The following is a 16701-nucleotide window of genomic DNA, read 5'->3' as shown; positions in this document are numbered from 1 at the left end:
TTTGTTGGATTGAGGGTTTCTTTTAAACCGATATTTTGTACAAACCGCGGCTTGTCAGGAATGTCTGCACCGTTCTGGTCTTTTTGCATAGCGCCAGCGGCCTGTTTTGCTGTTTCTCCCAAACCGAGGTATGTGAGAATATCCGCAATGCTGGCTTTTCCGATGATGTCGCGCCCAACAGAAGTAAGATCTGTCTGTCCGGCTGTATCATTCCCCGTAAAATACGGAAGTTTATCTGCACCAGTAGCCAGACCAGCGAGCGCCGTCAGCGTGGTATCAAGAGTCTGAAAATCCTTACCGAACGCAGCGGACATTTTGGCGATAAAGCCGCTCAGGTCACCATCATCGAGTACATCCTGTCCGCTCTTGCTGGCTGTGTACTGTGCCAGTGCTGCAGCGATGAAGCTCGCCTGACGCAGCGCTTTATTTACCTGTGCACTTGATGCCTTGCCCGCAGTAAAACCAGACAGGAGCGCCGGCAGCGCCTCCCAGTCAGGCTGCGATGTAACATTAGCACCCTTGCCTGTCGCAAACGGTTTAAAATCATTTTTAGCCATCAGAGTAATGTCCCCCATGAACCGGCATCGAACCCGCTGATATATTCGTTATCCATATCAAACCCAAAAAACCTGTTTCCTTCAGAAGGTGTCTCTACCGAAGGAATTTCAATACTTCCGCCCCATACACCGGCGGCCTTTACCGTCAGATACCCTTGTCGTATCGCAGCAATAAGTTCGAGAGAGACCGCTGAAATATCTGTTTCAGGGAAAACCCAGATACCTATGGTCATGTCCTGGTTATCGACGATCTGCATCTTCAGGCCGGACCCGTCCAGTGCGGCGTCAAGAATGGGAGGCAGCGAGTCGTTTCGTCCGTCCCAGTTGTTAATTGCTATCTTCGTTTTTAGAACGATGCGATAGGTTTCATCGCTCAGCGAGGTATAACCCGAATCCGGATCATATGGCCCCTGCCAGACGCCCTGGTCATATCCGAGTCCGTCAGTGTCCCAGCTAAAATAGACACCGCTTATTGGCTGGCTTACAACGCGGCTTAACCCTATCCACTGGCCGAGAATATCGAGTTGTATTCCTGTCGCATGATCAATATCAAAAGCGTTTATGAGTCCCTTCATTGCGGCTGAGGTTTCAGCTAACGGCCTGGTCACTAAATCGATGTGTTCAACGAATTTAGGTTTTGTCGCATGATAGTTGGTGATTAAGTCCGTATATTTGCTCATGCCGCCACCGTAATAATGATATTTTCCGGCTTACAGGAGGCTGATTCGTCGTAAGCAATATTAATATTCGCCGCGGCGGCGGTTTCAGGAGATTTACCGATCAGCAACTCCTGAATATCGTAATAGCGCGCATTACCACCACTGACGACCCCGAGGTTAGCCGGGGAATAAATCCGGCTCAGCAGTACCGGGTCACCAATCATCAGTCTGTTAATGTAATCCGCAACAGCCTGCTGAATCTGCACACCGATTTGTGAGGTGTACCCGGCAAAAACTTTTAAGGTGATTTTTCCGTAAACAGGGACATCAGTTGGTCGCGAAAAGCTGATTATGTGGGGATTACCATATTTATCCGGTACGGTTACGGATGTTTTTCCCCAGGTCCGGACCCCCTGCCCTTTATTCCCCCGGATAGTCCTGGCTATTTCTGTCACATCGCCACCATCAACAATGGCCGAGATGGAATGCGGAGGAAGCCCGTTACCGTCAGTCTTTCCTGTATCATTTTCATAGAGCTTGTGGCGCGTCACACCAGCAATATTAGCGATCGCCCCGTCCACACCTTCAAATGGTGTGATGGATGGTATCGCGACACTTTGCCCCTGCCTGATGCGAAGTTCTGCGTCCGTTTCTGCAGGTGCGCCAACGGTGGCCGCTGCCGGGTTGGTTACTGACGTCCAGCCACGGGTCGGTGTATTGATGGTGGTGATAGTCCCGGCCAGCGCCGCAACCGCTCCACTGTTTGAACAGATAGCAGTTACCGTCACGGCGCCATCAACACCAATCACCACTGAAGCAGGAAGACGCCATATCACATTATTAGTGTCTTTCACGGTGCCGTTCGTAATGGCTGTTCCTGCGGTGCCAGTGAGCAGTAAATCCACGGTAGAGTTGGTTGCACCTTTGCGCGCGATACCGTTAATTTTTACGTTACTGGTCAGCGCTGCGCCGTAACCCGTAGCAGGTGAGAAGCAGTTATAGACTGAAATGGCTGTGTTATTGGCATCGTGAACAGCCAGCGCCACCAGCGCCACCATCTGGCCGTCTTTGCTGTCCGGCTGCAGATAAGCGTCACTACCATAAATCTGCTGGAAATAGCTCGTCAGGGTATCGAATATCGTCTGGTAATCAGGCGCACTGATCCCCTCAGCGGTTACCGTTGCCGATAAGCCGAGTGTGTCCAAATTGAGGGCCATTTATGCCTCGCTGGTTACTGTCGTTGTTCCGTAGATAGTGTCGATTTCAGCGAAGAACTGGACGCGGCGCGTCGTCGTGTTCACTGTGGTATTGAAAGAGAGGATGGATTTCACGCCCCGCGTTTCGAGGATGCGCTTGCGGATCGCCAGATTGTAGGTTTCCGGCTTTTGCTTACCGAGCACAGACTGAATCCATGGTGTTCCCTCTGTCTTATCGAGGAACCACTGCCCGTACCACAATGCGAATCGTGTTTTTACCGCCTGCGCGACAGCTTCTGGCGAGTTAATCAGCCAGGTATCATCACCACAACCAAAGGTGTAATCGCCGTCTGTGTCTTCGCGTCGGTATCGCATGTCTGACCTCCTTATTCACCACCATCGGACAGCACCAATCAGGCTCGAAAGCCCGAAAAGGAAAAATACAATCCATATAAGCAGGAATTTCCAGTTGGGTAATTTTTCGCCCATAACTCGCAACTCCATTATCAGTTTGCTAAAATCAATCACATGTTCTCCCTTGCCATCCTCAAGGTGTAGAAAGTAAAAAGCCCCGAAGTGTTAGCGCACCCGGGGCTTTTGTCTGGTTGGTAGTTTTTAATTTGGCGCGCCAGTATTCCCGCCACCCGTCTGCACGCCGCCATGAGTATGCGTCATCAGGCTCTTACCGCCAGCCGTTACATCGTTTGCCACCGTGACAGGACCGAGCATCGTCGCGGTACCGCCACTTTCGCCCATCCCCTGCGACAGATTGCCGTTAATGGTTACGTCACCGTTTAGCGTAATGGTGGGTGATGTGATCGTAGTTCCGCCTTCTGCATTCGCCGTCAGCATTCCGGGAGTTTTAACCGTAACGTTATGGCCTGCGGCCACTTCCACAAACGCAGCACCATCATCTGTACGCAGCTGCGCGGCGCTGGTGCTGATACCACTGATTTTCTGCGCTTGCGATTGCGGCCCGACGATACAGAACGCATCCGATAAATCATGCACCCGATCGTCGACAGGCTCCTGCACCCCGCCGTTCTGCCACCAGAAATCGATGCAGCGATCGGCAAAAATCACCAGGCATTCATCACCTGCTTTAACCGGGAACGTTAGCGTGCATCCCCCGCCGCGCGGAAATACCACCGGCACATCCACCAGTAGCGGGTAAGGTTTTGTCACCCGGTTACCGTCGTTATCAATTTCAACCGAACGGATAGCAGGCTGTACAACCGCCGTAACCGCATCAGGATCGAATGACTGAACTATGCCAGGCAAAGCGACGCGGATCTGGTTCTTTGTGGTTTCCCGCTCAGATTTGAATGTTTCGGCAAGGTCGCCGCTGCGGGCCTGGTCAGATACTGCCATTTGATAGGCTCCAGAAAGTAAAAAACCCGCCGGGTGGCGGGTTATGAGGTCGAAGGTATGACGGCTATTTTACGCTGACATTGACACCAAGCTCTTTGGACATTTCCCTGGCCATAGCCTTTCGTTTTTCCATAGGTGTTGTATCAATTATATTAACGATACATTTCGCATCAGTGGCTGCGCATAATTTATAATTATCAGTTAACCTTGTAATCATTTTAGTAAATAAAATAAAAGTATTAGCGTCTGATTTAGGGTCTTTAATATCCTTTAGCATCGCCATTGAGTCTTTATACATAGCATCAGATGCTGTATCCACGTACTCATCTGTTGGCATACAACCGCGAAGAACAGGGTCGCCTAATACTGAACCATCACCTATGCAGGCGTAACTGACTTTATCGCCCTTATTCAAATCAATCGCAAGCTTCTCGTTTTCTTTAGTGAAGTATAGAGAAACCCCTTGAATACCCACATTAGTTTTTAACTCAACTGCTGGAACGTCGCCCATTGTGGATCTTATTTTTTCGACCACGCCAGAAATAACAATAGGTTTTCCCTTATAATCTCTGTCCCCCCTGGCTTCGTTTGCATCATAATCCTCTGCAATCTTTTCAGCGGAAGCGATAACTGTTGCGTAAGAAAACATATGGGCGTCGGAATTGATGAACTTTTGAAGGTCATATTTAAAAAGATGCTTAACCATGACCTTTTCGTTATCGCTAAATGTGATGTTTTTAACAGCAGAAATAGCTGAGAAAGGAACCAAGCATATAAACAGAGACGCAAAAACTTTTTTCATCACTCGTCATTTATCCTTAATTTGTGAGCATGGGTAAGAACCAATGATCTTTGGGGCATCCATACTATTTTGAAGTAGTTGGACATTGAGGAACGATTTTCCACCACGCTTAACAAATTCGAAACCATAGTTATTACCGTCGCGTGCAGGCATCAGCCCCATATCCGTTTTAACGTTGTCCCAATCATCTTTCTTACCAAGAAATTTGATTTTTTGTGATGTAACTTGCTCGCCGTTAATTTTCGTCCAACCGTTATCAGCTGCATGAAGTCGATATCCGCCGCATTGCAAATCAGCGAAAGCCGCAGAGCAGGAGAACATTAACGAAACTGTCAGAACTAACTTCATACGCTTCATGAATAAATCCTTTGCTGCGCTGAGGACGAGAGTAAATCCGCCGCGCCACGCGCTTCGCACATCATATCCATGTACCACGCCTGGCCCCTTGTATCGCCAGTGTACATAATCCCGCGCACAATATAAACGCCATCCGTTGCGATGCTGGCCGTCATTTGTTTGGACACGGGCAGGGTAACGTTAGAGTTGCCATCTATTGTTTCGTCAAAGTAACGTCCCGCCGCTTTAGCGATATCGTTATTCGGTAAGACTGTTTTATAGATGGAGGCCTGGTCCAGTTGAATGAGCCCGTTAACCCGGATGTTCGGGTTAATCAGCGCACGGACGTTAACGCCATTACCGATGGTCTGCTGAGGCATGCCGATAAGCCCGGTGGCGCTGTTGAGCACAATCGCGTCGTGCATGTATTCACCTTCGGGCAGCATATTAAGCTGACCATCCACGAACTGCCAGGTGGCGCCGCACTGAGCAGCAACGTTATCCATAAGATGCCGTGTCATGCCAAACAACACACGTCCCCGCGGGAAAACAGTCGGGGGGAATACCGGAGTGCGACCAACGGTCGCGCCTTTGGCTTCGAAGTCCTTCATCAACAGCCTAAACATATCTTCTGTCGTGTAACCCGCTGCCAGCGTCTGATTGGTAATGCTGGTGGCAAATGCCAGATCCGTATCGGCGGCCTGAATCAGGACGTAGGAGTCAATGGGACTGTCTTTTCCTGTGACCGAGTAGCGAATTTCCCCACTAAAAATCAGTCCGTAGTTGCGCCCGTCGCTCTGGCCCACCGTGTCGGCGTCAACTTCCCGCGCAATGCCGACATCGCTGGCCGCCACCTCCGGCGCGATACCGTCGTAACCGGCCATCAGCCGCACTTTCGAAAACTCCTGGCCGGTGATGCGGTTCACCGTATCAGCTGACAGGTTGTAGATTTTGAACGTTCCCACCCGGGACGCGCTGCTGATGTTGAACCAGTCGATCGTAAAGGTCACTTTAAAATCGCTGAGTTGAATACCCTGTCCGTTTTCGCCCACGAGCTGCAGCTCGAAATGCCTCATCCAGTTCTGTGACATGCTTACTCCGTTAATACCAGTAAATGACTGCGACCGCCCAGGTCGGTTTTCGTCGGATAATCCTGTGTACTGTCGTCACACATCACCACCAGCTTAAAACCCAGTCCCATGTATGCATACTGTGCCAGTAGGTCGACGCCAGTGACCAAAGGAATGCCGGAGATTACCGGCTCCCCCCTGTCGTTCTGCAGGTCCATGATCCAGTACAGGTCACGCCAGATGATGCGAATCCGCCACGTGATACCCGCCAGGATGATGCTGAACTGCTGGTTATCCGCGGTCAGCGGAATTTCCTGAATAGTCATTAACCCAGCCCCAGAAAAGCCGTACCACTCTGCAATAAAGAAGTGTTGGGCGGTTTAGTTGTTTTGGTTCCGGTATTGAGGACTGGCGACGTGCTGGCCCCGTCCTTCATGTCGGTTTTATCCGCGACGGTTACCTGCTGCGTCTGCGAGATGAGAATCTCCCTCAGGGTGAGGACGGCGGACAAGACATTTTCGGTCGTCCTGTCGGTCGTCACCTCCAGTGCGCGGATCAGCATGTTGCTGTACAGCCGTTTGCCGGTCACCACATCGAAGGGAATACGGCTTTCCTGCAAGTCGAGTATCTCCTGATACGTCTGCTGAGGACTCAGGCCCAGTAAGCTGGTGGCCGTCAGGTTACTGGCAAAATCCAGCAACGATCCGCCACCAGCGAAACCGACCTCCATCACCACTTCAGACGGTTTTTTGTAGGCATGGTCAGCGATGGCGGCACCGACCTCGACAGGGTGCTCTGTTATCTCTAGCGTGTCGGTGTGCTTCTCTGAAACAACCACACTGGGGATAAGCACCCCAATTCTCCTGGACTGCTGATGAAAGAGAGTAGAGAGAATATCCATTAACCCACCTTCGTTTGATTGCCGCGCATGAGCTGGGCATTTGCAGACTGCTGCCGACGTTCTACCTGATTCCCCACGGAGTGCGGATCACCACCACCGTAAATGTGATAGGTGTTCTGTTGCTGGACCTGAGCTCCGGGAGCGGGCATGTTGCTTAACACCTTCGGAATGTAGTTGCGGGTTTCCTGAGGCATAAGGGCCATCCCGTGTTTCTGTACATTCCCGATCCCCCAGTTATATGACGCCAGCGCCTTGCTCAGGTCACCGCCATTCGCCCGCAGCAATTGTGAAAGATATTTTGCTGCAGCCTGCGCAGCCTTCTCCGGATCGAAAACATCATTCCCGCGCAGCCCCATATCTCGTGCAGTGCCGTCCATAAACTGAAACAGGCCTTTAGCGCCGGCGCCGGAAACTGCAAACTGATTCCCGCCTGATTCAGTGATGGCCACACTGCGCAATAAACCTTCCGGAAGCCGGTATAGGTGTTCCAGATTGGTTAGCATCGGCTGCATCCATCCCAGCAGCTCAGCGCCAGCTTTTGTTGGTTGTGGCCGCTTAACTGACTGTCCGTGTTGTTCAGGGTCATCACCCCCAAACCAGCCGCGAACCGTTCGGCCTACGCTGCGGGGATCGAATCCCCAGTGCTCTTTAATCCAGTCGGCGGCACCGTTGGCGCTGTCTGTTACCATTGGCATCGCTGACGAATTTTCGCTGCCCTGATTAAGCATCTGTTTGCCGATGCTGGCGGCATCGGCCCAGCGACCGTCTTTAATGGCATTGAGCAGGTCGGCGATCATGTTCAGCATTTTGCTGAACTCCCCCATCTGGTCGATGAAATTGCTGAAATCCCATTTCAGGGACCACGATTTGGGGTCAATGTTGAGCAGTTTCGCCAGTGCTTTCGCCAGGTCGTTAACGGTCGCTTTCAGGTCACGAACCATCTTCAGCGCGACGTCGACCTCCGGTTTCCATTTCTCCCAGTCAATCAGGCTCTGGCCGCCTTCCTTCCAGGTCTGATAGTCTTCCCACAGGAGGGCGATCCCCGCCGCCAGCGCGGTAATGAGGCCAATCGGCGACATCCAGAACGTGCTGTTCAGAATGCGCAGCGCAATCGTCAGCGCGCCAAACAGCGAGATCAGTTCCCGCGTTTGCTTATCCAGTGATTGCCACCAGGTGATAAGGCTGGATGTTCCCTCAATAAGCCTGAAGAACAGGCGCCCGATGATATCCCCGAGCGTCAGAATACCTTTTATGGCTTTCGTCAGGGTCTGCTCGATGCGCGGGAAGTTATCCAGGATGTGGCGGCGCAGCGTGTCCAGCGAACCCGCCAGACCACCAGCAAGATTAGAGCCGATCTTGTCACGGGCCAAGCCTGCCATCGCGCCGAACTCGCGCAGGGAGGTCATGAACCTGTTGGAGCTTTTGGCCGCCTCGTCAGCATTGAAACCGATGGCCTTTGCCATCGCGCTGTACTGGCCGGAAAATCCCCCTAAACCCCGGCGCATCGCCATAAGGGTATTTTCATCAATGCCCAGCATCTGCGCATACTGGTTAGCCCGGTAATACGGCATGCTGCTGAGCTTCTGGCCGACGCCCGTAAAAATGGCGGCCATATCGCGCATATTCCCGCTGGCGTCCCGGGTCTGTACGCCCAGGCGGTTCAGAAAGCCTTCCGCGCCGGGATTATTACGCACAAACCGGGAGAGGCTTTCCAGCGAAGTCCGCGCCGCGTCCACACTACCGCCCACCTGCGAAACTGCGTAGCCAATCGACTGAATCCCCTGAACCGTCGCGCCGGTGCGTTGAGATGCCCAGTAGAGATTATCCAGACCGGAGGCAATTTTCGCCGTAAACGCAACAACGGACAGCGCCGCACCTTCCACCGCCAGCCCTGTTTTTATGGCATTTGCGGTGACGCCAGCAAGAACAGATTCAAATTTCTCGTATCCGGCTTCATCAATATCAAAGCCAAGAGAGACGAGAAAATCTTTAATAGTCTCAGCGTTCATTATCCTCTCTCCATTTCTCAATACGGCGCTGGTTGTCAGCCTTAACGGCCAGATGGTCATTCATCAGCGCGATATCGCACAGATCGACTGATCCATCCTTCAGCGCGTAATAAGGGATTAACCCGGCGTCAACCGGGTCAAGGAGATAAGACAGCCCGTCAGGCAGGCTGTTGAGGGTTAACCCTGAGTCTGGTCCGGCGTCTCGCTGGTAAGGCTCACGGGCAAAAAATTTCCCAGCGAATCGGCGACCACCCGCGCCACCAGCTGCAGCATGGTCAGCAGGTCGATATCGTCAAACACCAACTGACCGCTGTTAAATACCGGGGTCCATCCACCCATATGTTTGCGTGACACCACAGCCAAGCAAGGATGAATAATCGCGTTGGTGTCATCTTCGGTCAGGGAAGACAGTTCATCGGCGATACGCGGCAGCAGGGTTTCAAATACCGGCTTTAACGCATCAAATTTTGCGCCATCGATTTTGCCATCTGCAGGCAGAAGAGAGCGAATGCTCCCGAAATCTGACATCATGCCCGCCAGCACCGGCAGCAGTTTGCGGGTCACTTTCAGCTGTTCAAAAACGCTGAGTTTTGCCACTCGGTAATCGTGGCCTTTGACTGAACATTCCATCTGTTAAAACTCTCCGAGTACCTGGTCGATTTTGCCGCAGTCAAATACCCAGGGCATCGTATTACCGGCTTTCGCGTTGGCGTTATCCGGCTGTTTCTGGAACGCCACGCTGCGCGCCGTGATAATGTCACCGCTTACCTTATTTCGGATCACAATGACATTGTTCCCCCAGGTACCGGAGGACTGGCTTTGCGCGTTATACGCCAGAGACAGCTTTTTGTTTGTCGGCGAGGTCTTCAGCAGGTTGACGGTTACAGTGCCGCTCTTGTCTGCGTGAAGGCTGTGCATCACTTCACCATCAGCGCCGATTGTCATGGTGTTTTTAGGACCGGCCATAGCCACGGTGATCCCTTCCTCGGAGCTGGCGGAGCCATAACCCAGATCAATTACACCAGTCGGACCAGAAATGGACGCGGTGACATCCATAAAAGAATAAGTAGCCATTCATTTTCCCCTTAGCGAACGACGTTGATCTGTACGTCAGCGAAATGCACCGCACCCGCCAGCTTGCAAGCCACCTGAATAACCGGTGCCTTACGGGCTTCACGGTCTGCCTGCGCCTGCTCGGAAATCGGCTGCGCGTAGACGTAATACCCTTTTGTCAGCGTGTCTCCGGAATCCAGTTGCCCGATTGGGCCACCGTTCCATACGCCAGCAGCCACCAGCCCGTTCGTCACGGACTGATCCATAGACTGCTCAACATTGGACAGAAGACGTGTAACACCCGCATCGGTCTGAGGCACTTTGGTTGTACTGGTGTACAGCAGGTTATACAGGTTGGTCTGAACGTAGTTCTGCAGCCAGTCGAGCCCGTGGCGCTCATCAAAGAAATCACCGCTGGACATGACGCCCTGCTGCAGGATTGCCGTATCGTTCTGGTAGTACACAAACACGTTGCAGTTCCTGGCATCCAGCGCCACCGCCTGATCAGTCGTCAGGGTTTCGTAAGTGATCCCCGGCTCCTGTTTAAATTTCAGGGTAATGGTGGTATTGCTGCCGTTGAAATTCACCGTAAACGCGCGGCCAAACGCGGACAGCGCAGCGTACTTGCTGCTGGAAGAATACTGTACGAACGTGCGCCCGTATTTTGCCGCCTTCAGCTTGTAGGCCAGATCCCCGGTTGAAGTGGCGTCAAAGATGGCGGGATCGCTGGTGGTAATTGCCAGAATGCGGCTGACGCCCGAAGCTTCTACGGCTGCAGCAACCTTCAGCCAGTCGTCATCTGCAATATCCTCTTTGTCTGCAATACCGAGACCATACCAGTTGGTGTAGCCCATTACGGCGTTAACCGCATCCATCAGATTTTCAGCAGCACCCGCCTCACCCGTTGCCAGTGTTTTAGCCCAGCGACCTACATACACCTCTTTAGGTCGTGGTGACTGGGAGAAATAGACTGTTGCTGCTTCATATTCCGGGCTATCCACGCCGAAATCTGTGCCGATATCTTCCGGGGATGAGTAGAGGCGAATGCGCTCAGAAACCGGGATAACCGTTGAGCTCCCGAGAATGAGCAGTGAACCAAAGTTTCGACCAGTAGCCGCACGCGGCCCAATGATCACGTCGACATTAACGACGTTTGAGACAGGTAATCCCTGCGGCATAATTTACTCTCCGAAGAATGAAACGGGCGCATCTTGCAGCGCCAGGATGTTGTACTCTCGAACCACTTTCCGGCGCAGCCGCACTTTCATGTCGTAACGGCGTACCCACTGTTGGTTAATAAGCTCGGGGAAAGGGACAATATCGCCATAGTCAACGAGCGAGAGATCCGACTGGTTCAGCTCGGCGTTGTTTTGCTCAACCGATATTCCGTCACGGAATCGCGAAGCAATTTGCATCCCCCCCGGGCCGTAGAACGACGCCATAGCGACAAAATCCTCATGCCGCCAGAGCTGTGTTCCGGTATCGGTCTGTTGAGTGAATGCGGGGCTGTTATCAATGGGCCATTCGATGATGCCAAACGCGCACCAGTTCGTTTCAGCTGGCAGCAGTGGCGGCTGATCTTTCTGCCATCGGGGGCGAACCATTCCAGTCGGCAAACCGGAAACGTTGCGTACCCACTGGCTTAACAGCCTGTCGAGCGCCTCGTCATAATCCGGGTCGCCGCTGACAGGTGTAAGCCATACCGGCTCCGTACTGGAATTATTGCTCAACGGGAAATCCTCCATCGAACGGCAGCAGCTCGCAATGCGCCTGTACAAAGCCGGCGCCATATGCGGTGTACGGGTCGACGAATGTCACACGATAATCCCGGTTCTGATACGTCACGATATCGGCATCACGGCCAGTCTGCCCCTGCGTGAGTCGCTCAGTCGTCACGATTAAAATCGCTCCGCTGATAACCTGCCCGGCCTGCATGCGGCGGTTTTCAAGAGAGCGGTCAACGGTAACAACCCCTGCAAACTGCGTTTTAACTTCGCTGTCGCTGCCGATCCCGTCCTCGTCCACCGTTTGTGCGCGACGAGTTACCCACAGGTTGAAGTCGCAAAAATCGGGGTCAAAAAGCACATCGGTTACATCAAGAGTCGGCATCTTTATCCCTCACTACATGGGTTATTGAGGCGAGATATTTGCCAGTATCGTAAAGAGGCTTAGCCAAAGTGGTGCCCGGAGATTCACCAGCAGCACGCCGCGCAAGTTCCGCTTTCGCACCTTTACGCCCACGGCGCGCACGCGCTTCAACGGTGCTATCTGCAAGCGGAGTAAAATTGGCAGCTTTGATGTGATTTTTCACCCCTCTTGCAGCCACTGTACCTGCGCGGTTGAGTGCTCTTTCCGCTCCCGCCGCATTACCATCAAGCGCAGCCTGTGCCGCAGCTTTAAGCTGTGGCATCGTCTGGTCTTCAACTGATTTAACGCCGGGTACAAGATGCGGACGTGGTGGGATGTTTTGTGCAGGTGAACCGTATTCGTTGATATACCCAATCCCGGCATTACCGAACGGCACATCATCCCGATCGCTGTCTTCCGCAGGGATACCGACCAGCACATCCTTTTTGGTTAGCGACTTTAGCGCATCCAGTATTGCCTGAGCGTTATCAACCCTCGTTGTTACACCGCTTTTGAAACTCATAGCTGGCGTCCCCCCGCACCGAACATCGTGATCAGCTGATAAAATTCAGCGCCATACCGGGTGTTATTCCAGAAGCCTGCGTCAGGGTTTAGCGTCGCGCTGGTGTCATAGCTGACGCTTACCTTGTCAACGGACTTGGAGGACTGAACACCATTGGTTGAACCGCCCGGACCGCCAACCAGCATCGCCCGGCTATCTGCCGCCCAGAGCGTCATATAGTGCGCAACGAACAACTCGGCAAAGTACGGAAACAACTTTTTGCCGGTGACGTTTTCGCTCAGTAGTTCATCGGCCAGATTTAGACGGAACTCGATTTGGACGTCGGGATATTTTGCCGGGTCAGCAAACTGCGGGAAGTCGCGGCGAAAATCACTTACTGTTGGCAGGCTTTGATTCTTTGGCATCTTTCGCCCCATTACCGCCAGTCCGGGCGGAAGTAATCTGCGCCTGCAGGCTGTCGTTCTGCTCCTGCAGCTTGAGCAGAGCGTCTTTCAGATCGGCAATCAGTTTATCTTTATCGGCAATCTGCGCCTGAAGGCTGTCAATAACGGGTTGCTGGTCATCAGTTTCATTCGATCCGCTTTCGGAAAGCTCAGCGTGCGCCCGGGTAAACCAGTGCGACGCGACCTCTTCTGGTACGTTATGCCGTCCCCGGCCAAACTCCTGTTTTGACTGATCGCCGAGCGTCAGCGTAAACGGGGTGTGAACATGGATGGTAACCAGCTTTTCTTTCGCCATTTTTAGTTTCCTTCTGGCCCCTTTCGGGGCCATTCTGGTTATCAGATACCGTCCACGTAGGACAGGGTTTCTTTGTACACTGGCTCAACCGCACCGAGCTTGCCGTAGTAGGTCGCAATCTGGTACAGACCACGATACTGAACAGGAACGCTTTGCAGCGGAACCAGTGGATAGCGGACGTATTTCTTATCGTTGGTGTAGGCGACCATACGGTCTTTACCGCCAACCCCGCGCCCTTTCAGCCATTTGACCGCTTTGATTTCCAGCGGAACGCCGTTCTGGTGGAAAGCGATAGTGTTCACAGCCAGATAGGTCAGCAGTGACTGGTTACCCGCTTCGGAAACCTTACGGCTCGCCAGCAATGAATACTGCTCTGGCGGAATGCGCAGATCAGAAGGCACGACGGAATAACCGGATGCTGCCCAGGCATTCGACAGAATGCTGTTTACGCTGTCGAGGATCTCATCGTTGGTGGAGTTAGCCCAGGTCTTCGTCGCGTTGTTCAGCGTCACACCAACGAGATTCGTCAGACCTTTCAAACCAAGCGCTTCGTCTCCGACGTAAACCTGTTCGTCGTTATCCATCTGCCATTTAAGCTGCATCCCGTCGTACTTCTGAGTGTCGATCGGACGGCCTACCTGCTGTGCCGCAGCCAGCTCAACAACAGTCCATCCCAGCTCCATCCCCCAAAGGTTCAGCGGATTGCCGTCTTTACTGATATCAACATTAACGCCAGCAATGGCAGTTGAATCTTTGCCTACCCAATTTTTACCATTCGGATTAGCGCCAGAACCCGCCACGCCAAAACTGGTATTCGTCCAGCTGGAAATGTCATCTGCGATAGAGACGTCTTCGCGCAACTGGATATCACGTGTCCAGGTATAACCCACCAGTGGCAGATTCAGCCCCTGGTCGAGTCGCTCCAGCTCCCCGATGAGAAAGGCACCGGAGCTATCAACGGTTGCCTGATCAAAAGTAATCATTCGTCTGTTCCTTAAATCTTCCAGGAGATTTCTGCGTTGCCGTTAGCGTCACCGGCCCCCGTAAAAAAAGCATCAGGTAACGCGGCTGTTTTGCCTGTCACCTCTGCTGCCGTGATCCCGCCAAGCGGAACCGGGATGGAAGCATCGGCTGATACCACGATGTACACCACGCCCCCTTTTTTAACGGACGAAGCATCAGCACCCACGTTTACCGTCATGTACCCACGCTTCATGGCGTCGCCCGGGAAATTCTTATCAGAACCCACCTGGCGAACCATGTCTGGCTGCGATGTGGTCGGATACGGACGAACGTAGATACCCTTCACCTTGTCGACGGTGTCACCCTCCGCCAGCGGCACGAAAAAGCCGTCAGCGTCGTATTTGCCAGCCAGACCATACGCTGCGAAGGCGTTATCGGATTTAAGGATCACCGGTTCGACGGTTAAGTCCTGCGGGCGAGAGATAGCCCCGGCAATGCCAACAGGCATCCGGTACAGATATGCAGTCATTGGATTATCCTTTGCGGTTAGACCAGAAGTCGGCGTTTTGTTTGTTCAGGGAAGCGATGCTGGTCATGCCCATGCCTGGACGTTGTGCATCGCCCGTGGTGCTGCGGGTGTTTCTCCCTTTGGCAATCTCAGATACGGCGTTAAACGCCATATCAACCGATTGTTTAGGTAATTTGCGGATATCAGCGTCACCGACAACCTGGCGAACCAGTGTTTTGTCTGCGGCCGCCAGTACATCACGTTTAAATGCGGTCGGTTTCACCTTACGGCTCAGATCGATACCCGGGATAATAACTTCAGCGCGATAGGCAGAGTCACCAGTAATCGTGGTTTCCTCTTCGTTGTCCTCGCCGTCGCCAGTCGGGTCTTTCTTATCTTTATCATCAGGGGTGTCAGCATTATCACCCGTTGCCGTTCCTTCCAGCTTAGCCAGCAGGGCCTTGAGCAGGGTTTTGATATCGTCCTCGCCGTCGCCGGTCACATCTCCGCCCATCTCCGGCTTTTTGTCCGGCAATGGTTGTTGCGGTGAAAGGTTAATGTTGAGATTAACGCCGCCCGGCAGATCACCTTCATCACCCGTTACAGCCGCTGGCGCTGAGTCCAGCAGTTCGTTCATGGTGTCCGAGTCACCTGTTTTGATGGCCGTGCGCATGCGGGTCCACCAGCTTTTCTTTTGATTTGCCATTGTGTCTCTGTCTCCAATTGCACAACGATTTCCGGCTCTGCCCTTAGGGACAAGAGCCACATGGTTTCCGGTAATATCGACCTGCCTAGCTTTGCCCGGTTCGGTCTGCTCGTACTCCGCGTCATAACCACACGACACTTCGCGCAGACCATCCTCGATTAGCTGAATGGCGCTTTCGTCTTTGACTATAAGGTCAGCCAGCATCAAATCAGACTGGTCTCCGGTCCCGCGTCGAACGTTCTGAAGATGCCCGACAGCAAGCTCTTTCCAGTTTTCGGGATTCACCAGCCGCACATTCCCGTTTTCATCTTCAGGATGCAGGATCGTGATGCTCATCCCTTCAAATGAGGCGAGCGTGGCCGGATGGAATACCTGCTCAGGAGAGCGCGTTACGACTATCTCACCGAACTTGTCAGGCTTGAGGTTTGGCAGATCAGCAGCGCCGTAAAGCTGCTTACCCGTTCGACCTATCGGCACGTCTTTACACAGCAGGGAGCCGTCAGCCAGCTGATAGCGGGTTTCCCCCAGCCGGGTATTGAAAAAATATTTCATGTTTTACCTGCGATTCAGGCGAGATAAGAATGAGGGTTGGGGAAGACGATCTCTTTATAACAGCGGCAGTTCGGGAGCTCGCCAGCGTGACCGGTCATGCCGTCAAGCGTTGGAGGTCGTCCCCATTCGACAAACTTCCCTTCCATCTCCCGATGAGAATGCCGGACGTCGCCATCTTCGGCTGTACGCCAGATATAACCATTCGAGCCGATTGACAGCGCACGCGCCTGATCAAGCGCGCCGGTTGCACGTCCAAGCTCTGTACGGGCGATAAGGTCAGCTCTGGACTTTGCTATATCACCCGATGCTGCAATTTCTTTAGCAAAATGCTCCGCTCTCCCACCGGTCACAACAGCTTCAATCGCCCGATTCTGGATGTCGTATACCCTGTCAGCAGCCTCGAGGGGTAGCGATTTAATGTACTTAACCTGTTCGGCAACGATGGATTTCATCACCTGCCCTGGCGGGGCATTGCTCACCAGATTGCGTAGCTCACGACTGATGGTTTTGCTGTGTTTCCGCCACTGCTCATCATTTTTGCGCACAATGTCGGCGGTAAAGTTCTCAGCAACCTTCGTCGCCCACGGCGTTATAATTTCGCTGTAGCGCTCCAGGGCCTCCATGATTTCG

Annotated in this window: 23 protein-coding genes and 1 pseudogene; all 24 read right to left on the bottom strand. The window is 52.9% G+C overall.

The genetic code is table 11. The features are described from left to right. A pseudogene (locus tag ACLJPE_RS22620) lies at positions 1 to 557 on the bottom strand (hypothetical protein); the annotation flags it as partial. Further along, a complete protein-coding gene (locus tag ACLJPE_RS22615; protein WP_023137766.1) occupies positions 557 to 1237 on the bottom strand; it encodes a DUF2612 domain-containing protein in 681 nt (226 codons plus the stop codon). The pseudogene ACLJPE_RS22620 and the gene ACLJPE_RS22615, both read right to left, overlap by 1 nt. After that, complete coding sequence (locus ACLJPE_RS22610; RefSeq protein ID WP_023137767.1) at positions 1234 to 2433, bottom strand: baseplate J/gp47 family protein; 1200 nt, start codon at positions 2431 to 2433, stop codon at positions 1234 to 1236. The genes ACLJPE_RS22615 and ACLJPE_RS22610 overlap by 4 nt, the downstream gene beginning before the upstream one ends. Beyond that, positions 2434 to 2787 carry a hypothetical protein gene (locus ACLJPE_RS22605; protein WP_023137768.1) on the bottom strand — a complete coding sequence of 118 codons (354 nt, stop codon included), beginning with the start codon at positions 2785 to 2787 and terminating at the stop codon, positions 2434 to 2436. Between the two features lie 240 nt (positions 2788 to 3027). Next, positions 3028 to 3783: a Gp138 family membrane-puncturing spike protein gene (locus ACLJPE_RS22600; protein WP_023137769.1), complete on the bottom strand. Its 756-nt coding sequence runs from the start codon at positions 3781 to 3783 to the stop codon at positions 3028 to 3030. A gap of 64 nt (positions 3784 to 3847) precedes the next feature. Beyond that, the gene (locus tag ACLJPE_RS22595; RefSeq protein ID WP_023137770.1) at positions 3848 to 4585 is read right to left on the bottom strand and encodes an OB-fold protein; all 738 of its coding nucleotides are present in this window, start codon (positions 4583 to 4585) and stop codon (positions 3848 to 3850) included. Positions 4586 to 4591: 6 nt separating this feature from the next. Then, positions 4592 to 4942 carry a hypothetical protein gene (locus tag ACLJPE_RS22590; RefSeq protein WP_023137771.1) on the bottom strand — a complete coding sequence of 117 codons (351 nt, stop codon included), beginning with the start codon at positions 4940 to 4942 and terminating at the stop codon, positions 4592 to 4594. After that, positions 4939 to 6012, bottom strand: coding sequence for a hypothetical protein (locus ACLJPE_RS22585; protein ID WP_057523543.1), 1074 nt, complete (start codon positions 6010 to 6012; stop codon positions 4939 to 4941). Before ACLJPE_RS22585 ends, ACLJPE_RS22590 begins: the two co-directional genes overlap by 4 nt. Positions 6013 to 6014: 2 nt before the next feature. Continuing rightward, on the bottom strand, positions 6015 to 6317 hold the full coding sequence (locus ACLJPE_RS22580) for a phage baseplate plug protein (protein WP_023209963.1): 303 nt from the start codon (positions 6315 to 6317) through the stop codon (positions 6015 to 6017). Next, positions 6317 to 6892, bottom strand: a complete 576-nt coding sequence (locus ACLJPE_RS22575) for a phage baseplate protein (protein ID WP_410966021.1) — start codon at positions 6890 to 6892, stop codon at positions 6317 to 6319. Before ACLJPE_RS22575 ends, ACLJPE_RS22580 begins: the two co-directional genes overlap by 1 nt. Then, positions 6892 to 8901 (bottom strand): transglycosylase SLT domain-containing protein, encoded by a 2010-nt coding sequence (locus ACLJPE_RS22570; protein ID WP_038988974.1) that lies wholly within the window; start codon positions 8899 to 8901, stop codon positions 6892 to 6894. Before ACLJPE_RS22570 ends, ACLJPE_RS22575 begins: the two co-directional genes overlap by 1 nt. Then, entirely contained in the window at positions 8891 to 9055 is a 165-nt protein-coding gene (locus tag ACLJPE_RS22565) for a DUF6889 family protein (protein ID WP_023229521.1), read from the bottom strand. The genes ACLJPE_RS22570 and ACLJPE_RS22565 overlap by 11 nt, the downstream gene beginning before the upstream one ends. 23 nt (positions 9056 to 9078) lie before the next feature. After that, positions 9079 to 9531, bottom strand: coding sequence for a phage tail assembly chaperone (locus ACLJPE_RS22560; RefSeq protein ID WP_038988973.1), 453 nt, complete (start codon positions 9529 to 9531; stop codon positions 9079 to 9081). A 3-nt stretch (positions 9532 to 9534) separates the two neighbouring features. Next, positions 9535 to 9975 (bottom strand): DUF3277 family protein, encoded by a 441-nt coding sequence (locus ACLJPE_RS22555; RefSeq protein WP_038988972.1) that lies wholly within the window; start codon positions 9973 to 9975, stop codon positions 9535 to 9537. A gap of 11 nt (positions 9976 to 9986) precedes the next feature. Then, complete coding sequence (locus ACLJPE_RS22550; protein WP_038988971.1) at positions 9987 to 11132, bottom strand: DUF3383 family protein; 1146 nt, start codon at positions 11130 to 11132, stop codon at positions 9987 to 9989. Between the two features lie 3 nt (positions 11133 to 11135). Beyond that, on the bottom strand, positions 11136 to 11684 hold the full coding sequence (locus ACLJPE_RS22545) for an LIC_12616 family protein (protein WP_394325843.1): 549 nt from the start codon (positions 11682 to 11684) through the stop codon (positions 11136 to 11138). Further along, positions 11674 to 12063: a hypothetical protein gene (locus ACLJPE_RS22540; RefSeq protein ID WP_038988969.1), complete on the bottom strand. Its 390-nt coding sequence runs from the start codon at positions 12061 to 12063 to the stop codon at positions 11674 to 11676. The genes ACLJPE_RS22545 and ACLJPE_RS22540 overlap by 11 nt, the downstream gene beginning before the upstream one ends. Then, entirely contained in the window at positions 12050 to 12604 is a 555-nt protein-coding gene (locus ACLJPE_RS22535; protein ID WP_000008736.1) for a hypothetical protein, read from the bottom strand. The genes ACLJPE_RS22540 and ACLJPE_RS22535 overlap by 14 nt, the downstream gene beginning before the upstream one ends. Then, complete coding sequence (locus ACLJPE_RS22530; RefSeq protein WP_001125673.1) at positions 12601 to 13008, bottom strand: DUF4054 domain-containing protein; 408 nt, start codon at positions 13006 to 13008, stop codon at positions 12601 to 12603. The genes ACLJPE_RS22535 and ACLJPE_RS22530 overlap by 4 nt, the downstream gene beginning before the upstream one ends. Then, positions 12974 to 13342, bottom strand: coding sequence for an STY1053 family phage-associated protein (locus ACLJPE_RS22525; protein ID WP_001040702.1), 369 nt, complete (start codon positions 13340 to 13342; stop codon positions 12974 to 12976). Before ACLJPE_RS22525 ends, ACLJPE_RS22530 begins: the two co-directional genes overlap by 35 nt. Before the next feature lie 41 nt (positions 13343 to 13383). Further along, complete coding sequence (locus ACLJPE_RS22520) at positions 13384 to 14325, bottom strand: DUF2184 domain-containing protein (protein ID WP_000627464.1); 942 nt, start codon at positions 14323 to 14325, stop codon at positions 13384 to 13386. Between the two features lie 11 nt (positions 14326 to 14336). Further along, positions 14337 to 14834: a hypothetical protein gene (locus tag ACLJPE_RS22515; RefSeq protein WP_000128057.1), complete on the bottom strand. Its 498-nt coding sequence runs from the start codon at positions 14832 to 14834 to the stop codon at positions 14337 to 14339. Between the two features lie 4 nt (positions 14835 to 14838). Then, positions 14839 to 16071 (bottom strand): DUF2213 domain-containing protein, encoded by a 1233-nt coding sequence (locus ACLJPE_RS22510; RefSeq protein ID WP_000873159.1) that lies wholly within the window; start codon positions 16069 to 16071, stop codon positions 14839 to 14841. 14 nt (positions 16072 to 16085) lie between these two features. Then, on the bottom strand, positions 16086 to 16694 hold the full coding sequence (locus ACLJPE_RS22505) for a phage head morphogenesis protein (protein WP_000387695.1): 609 nt from the start codon (positions 16692 to 16694) through the stop codon (positions 16086 to 16088). Positions 16695 to 16701: the final 7 nt, after the last annotated feature.

This window comes from Salmonella sp. SAL04196, from assembly GCF_046550835.1.
GTDB classification, from domain to species: Bacteria; Pseudomonadota; Gammaproteobacteria; order Enterobacterales; family Enterobacteriaceae; genus Salmonella; species Salmonella enterica.
Note: the sequence above shows the minus strand (reverse complement) of the source record. Positions and strands in the feature narration are given on the sequence as shown.

Bases quoted from the DNA above. Each gene is read 5' to 3' on its own strand.
- ACLJPE_RS22535 (WP_000008736.1), bottom strand. From the start codon at position 12,604: ATGAGTTTCAAAAGCGGTGTAACAACGAGGGTTGATAACGCTCAGGCA.
- ACLJPE_RS22515 (WP_000128057.1), bottom strand. From the start codon at position 14,834: ATGACTGCATATCTGTACCGGATGCCTGTTGGCATTGCCGGGGCTATC.
- ACLJPE_RS22510 (WP_000873159.1), bottom strand. From the start codon at position 16,071: ATGAAATATTTTTTCAATACCCGGCTGGGGGAAACCCGCTATCAGCTG.
- ACLJPE_RS22580 (WP_023209963.1), bottom strand. From the start codon at position 6,317: ATGACTATTCAGGAAATTCCGCTGACCGCGGATAACCAGCAGTTCAGC.
- ACLJPE_RS22590 (WP_023137771.1), bottom strand. From the start codon at position 4,942: ATGAAGCGTATGAAGTTAGTTCTGACAGTTTCGTTAATGTTCTCCTGC.
- ACLJPE_RS22615 (WP_023137766.1), bottom strand. From the start codon at position 1,237: ATGAGCAAATATACGGACTTAATCACCAACTATCATGCGACAAAACCT.
- ACLJPE_RS22605 (WP_023137768.1), bottom strand. From the start codon at position 2,787: ATGCGATACCGACGCGAAGACACAGACGGCGATTACACCTTTGGTTGT.
- ACLJPE_RS22575 (WP_410966021.1), bottom strand. From the start codon at position 6,892: ATGGATATTCTCTCTACTCTCTTTCATCAGCAGTCCAGGAGAATTGGG.
- ACLJPE_RS22550 (WP_038988971.1), bottom strand. From the start codon at position 11,132: ATGCCGCAGGGATTACCTGTCTCAAACGTCGTTAATGTCGACGTGATC.
- ACLJPE_RS22540 (WP_038988969.1), bottom strand. From the start codon at position 12,063: ATGCCGACTCTTGATGTAACCGATGTGCTTTTTGACCCCGATTTTTGC.
- ACLJPE_RS22585 (WP_057523543.1), bottom strand. From the start codon at position 6,012: ATGTCACAGAACTGGATGAGGCATTTCGAGCTGCAGCTCGTGGGCGAA.
- ACLJPE_RS22520 (WP_000627464.1), bottom strand. From the start codon at position 14,325: ATGATTACTTTTGATCAGGCAACCGTTGATAGCTCCGGTGCCTTTCTC.
- ACLJPE_RS22570 (WP_038988974.1), bottom strand. From the start codon at position 8,901: ATGAACGCTGAGACTATTAAAGATTTTCTCGTCTCTCTTGGCTTTGAT.
- ACLJPE_RS22530 (WP_001125673.1), bottom strand. From the start codon at position 13,008: ATGCCAAAGAATCAAAGCCTGCCAACAGTAAGTGATTTTCGCCGCGAC.
- ACLJPE_RS22525 (WP_001040702.1), bottom strand. From the start codon at position 13,342: ATGGCGAAAGAAAAGCTGGTTACCATCCATGTTCACACCCCGTTTACG.
- ACLJPE_RS22610 (WP_023137767.1), bottom strand. From the start codon at position 2,433: ATGGCCCTCAATTTGGACACACTCGGCTTATCGGCAACGGTAACCGCT.
- ACLJPE_RS22560 (WP_038988973.1), bottom strand. From the start codon at position 9,531: ATGGAATGTTCAGTCAAAGGCCACGATTACCGAGTGGCAAAACTCAGC.
- ACLJPE_RS22555 (WP_038988972.1), bottom strand. From the start codon at position 9,975: ATGGCTACTTATTCTTTTATGGATGTCACCGCGTCCATTTCTGGTCCG.
- ACLJPE_RS22595 (WP_023137770.1), bottom strand. From the start codon at position 4,585: ATGAAAAAAGTTTTTGCGTCTCTGTTTATATGCTTGGTTCCTTTCTCA.
- ACLJPE_RS22505 (WP_000387695.1), bottom strand. From the start codon at position 16,694: ATGGAGGCCCTGGAGCGCTACAGCGAAATTATAACGCCGTGGGCGACG.
- ACLJPE_RS22600 (WP_023137769.1), bottom strand. From the start codon at position 3,783: ATGGCAGTATCTGACCAGGCCCGCAGCGGCGACCTTGCCGAAACATTC.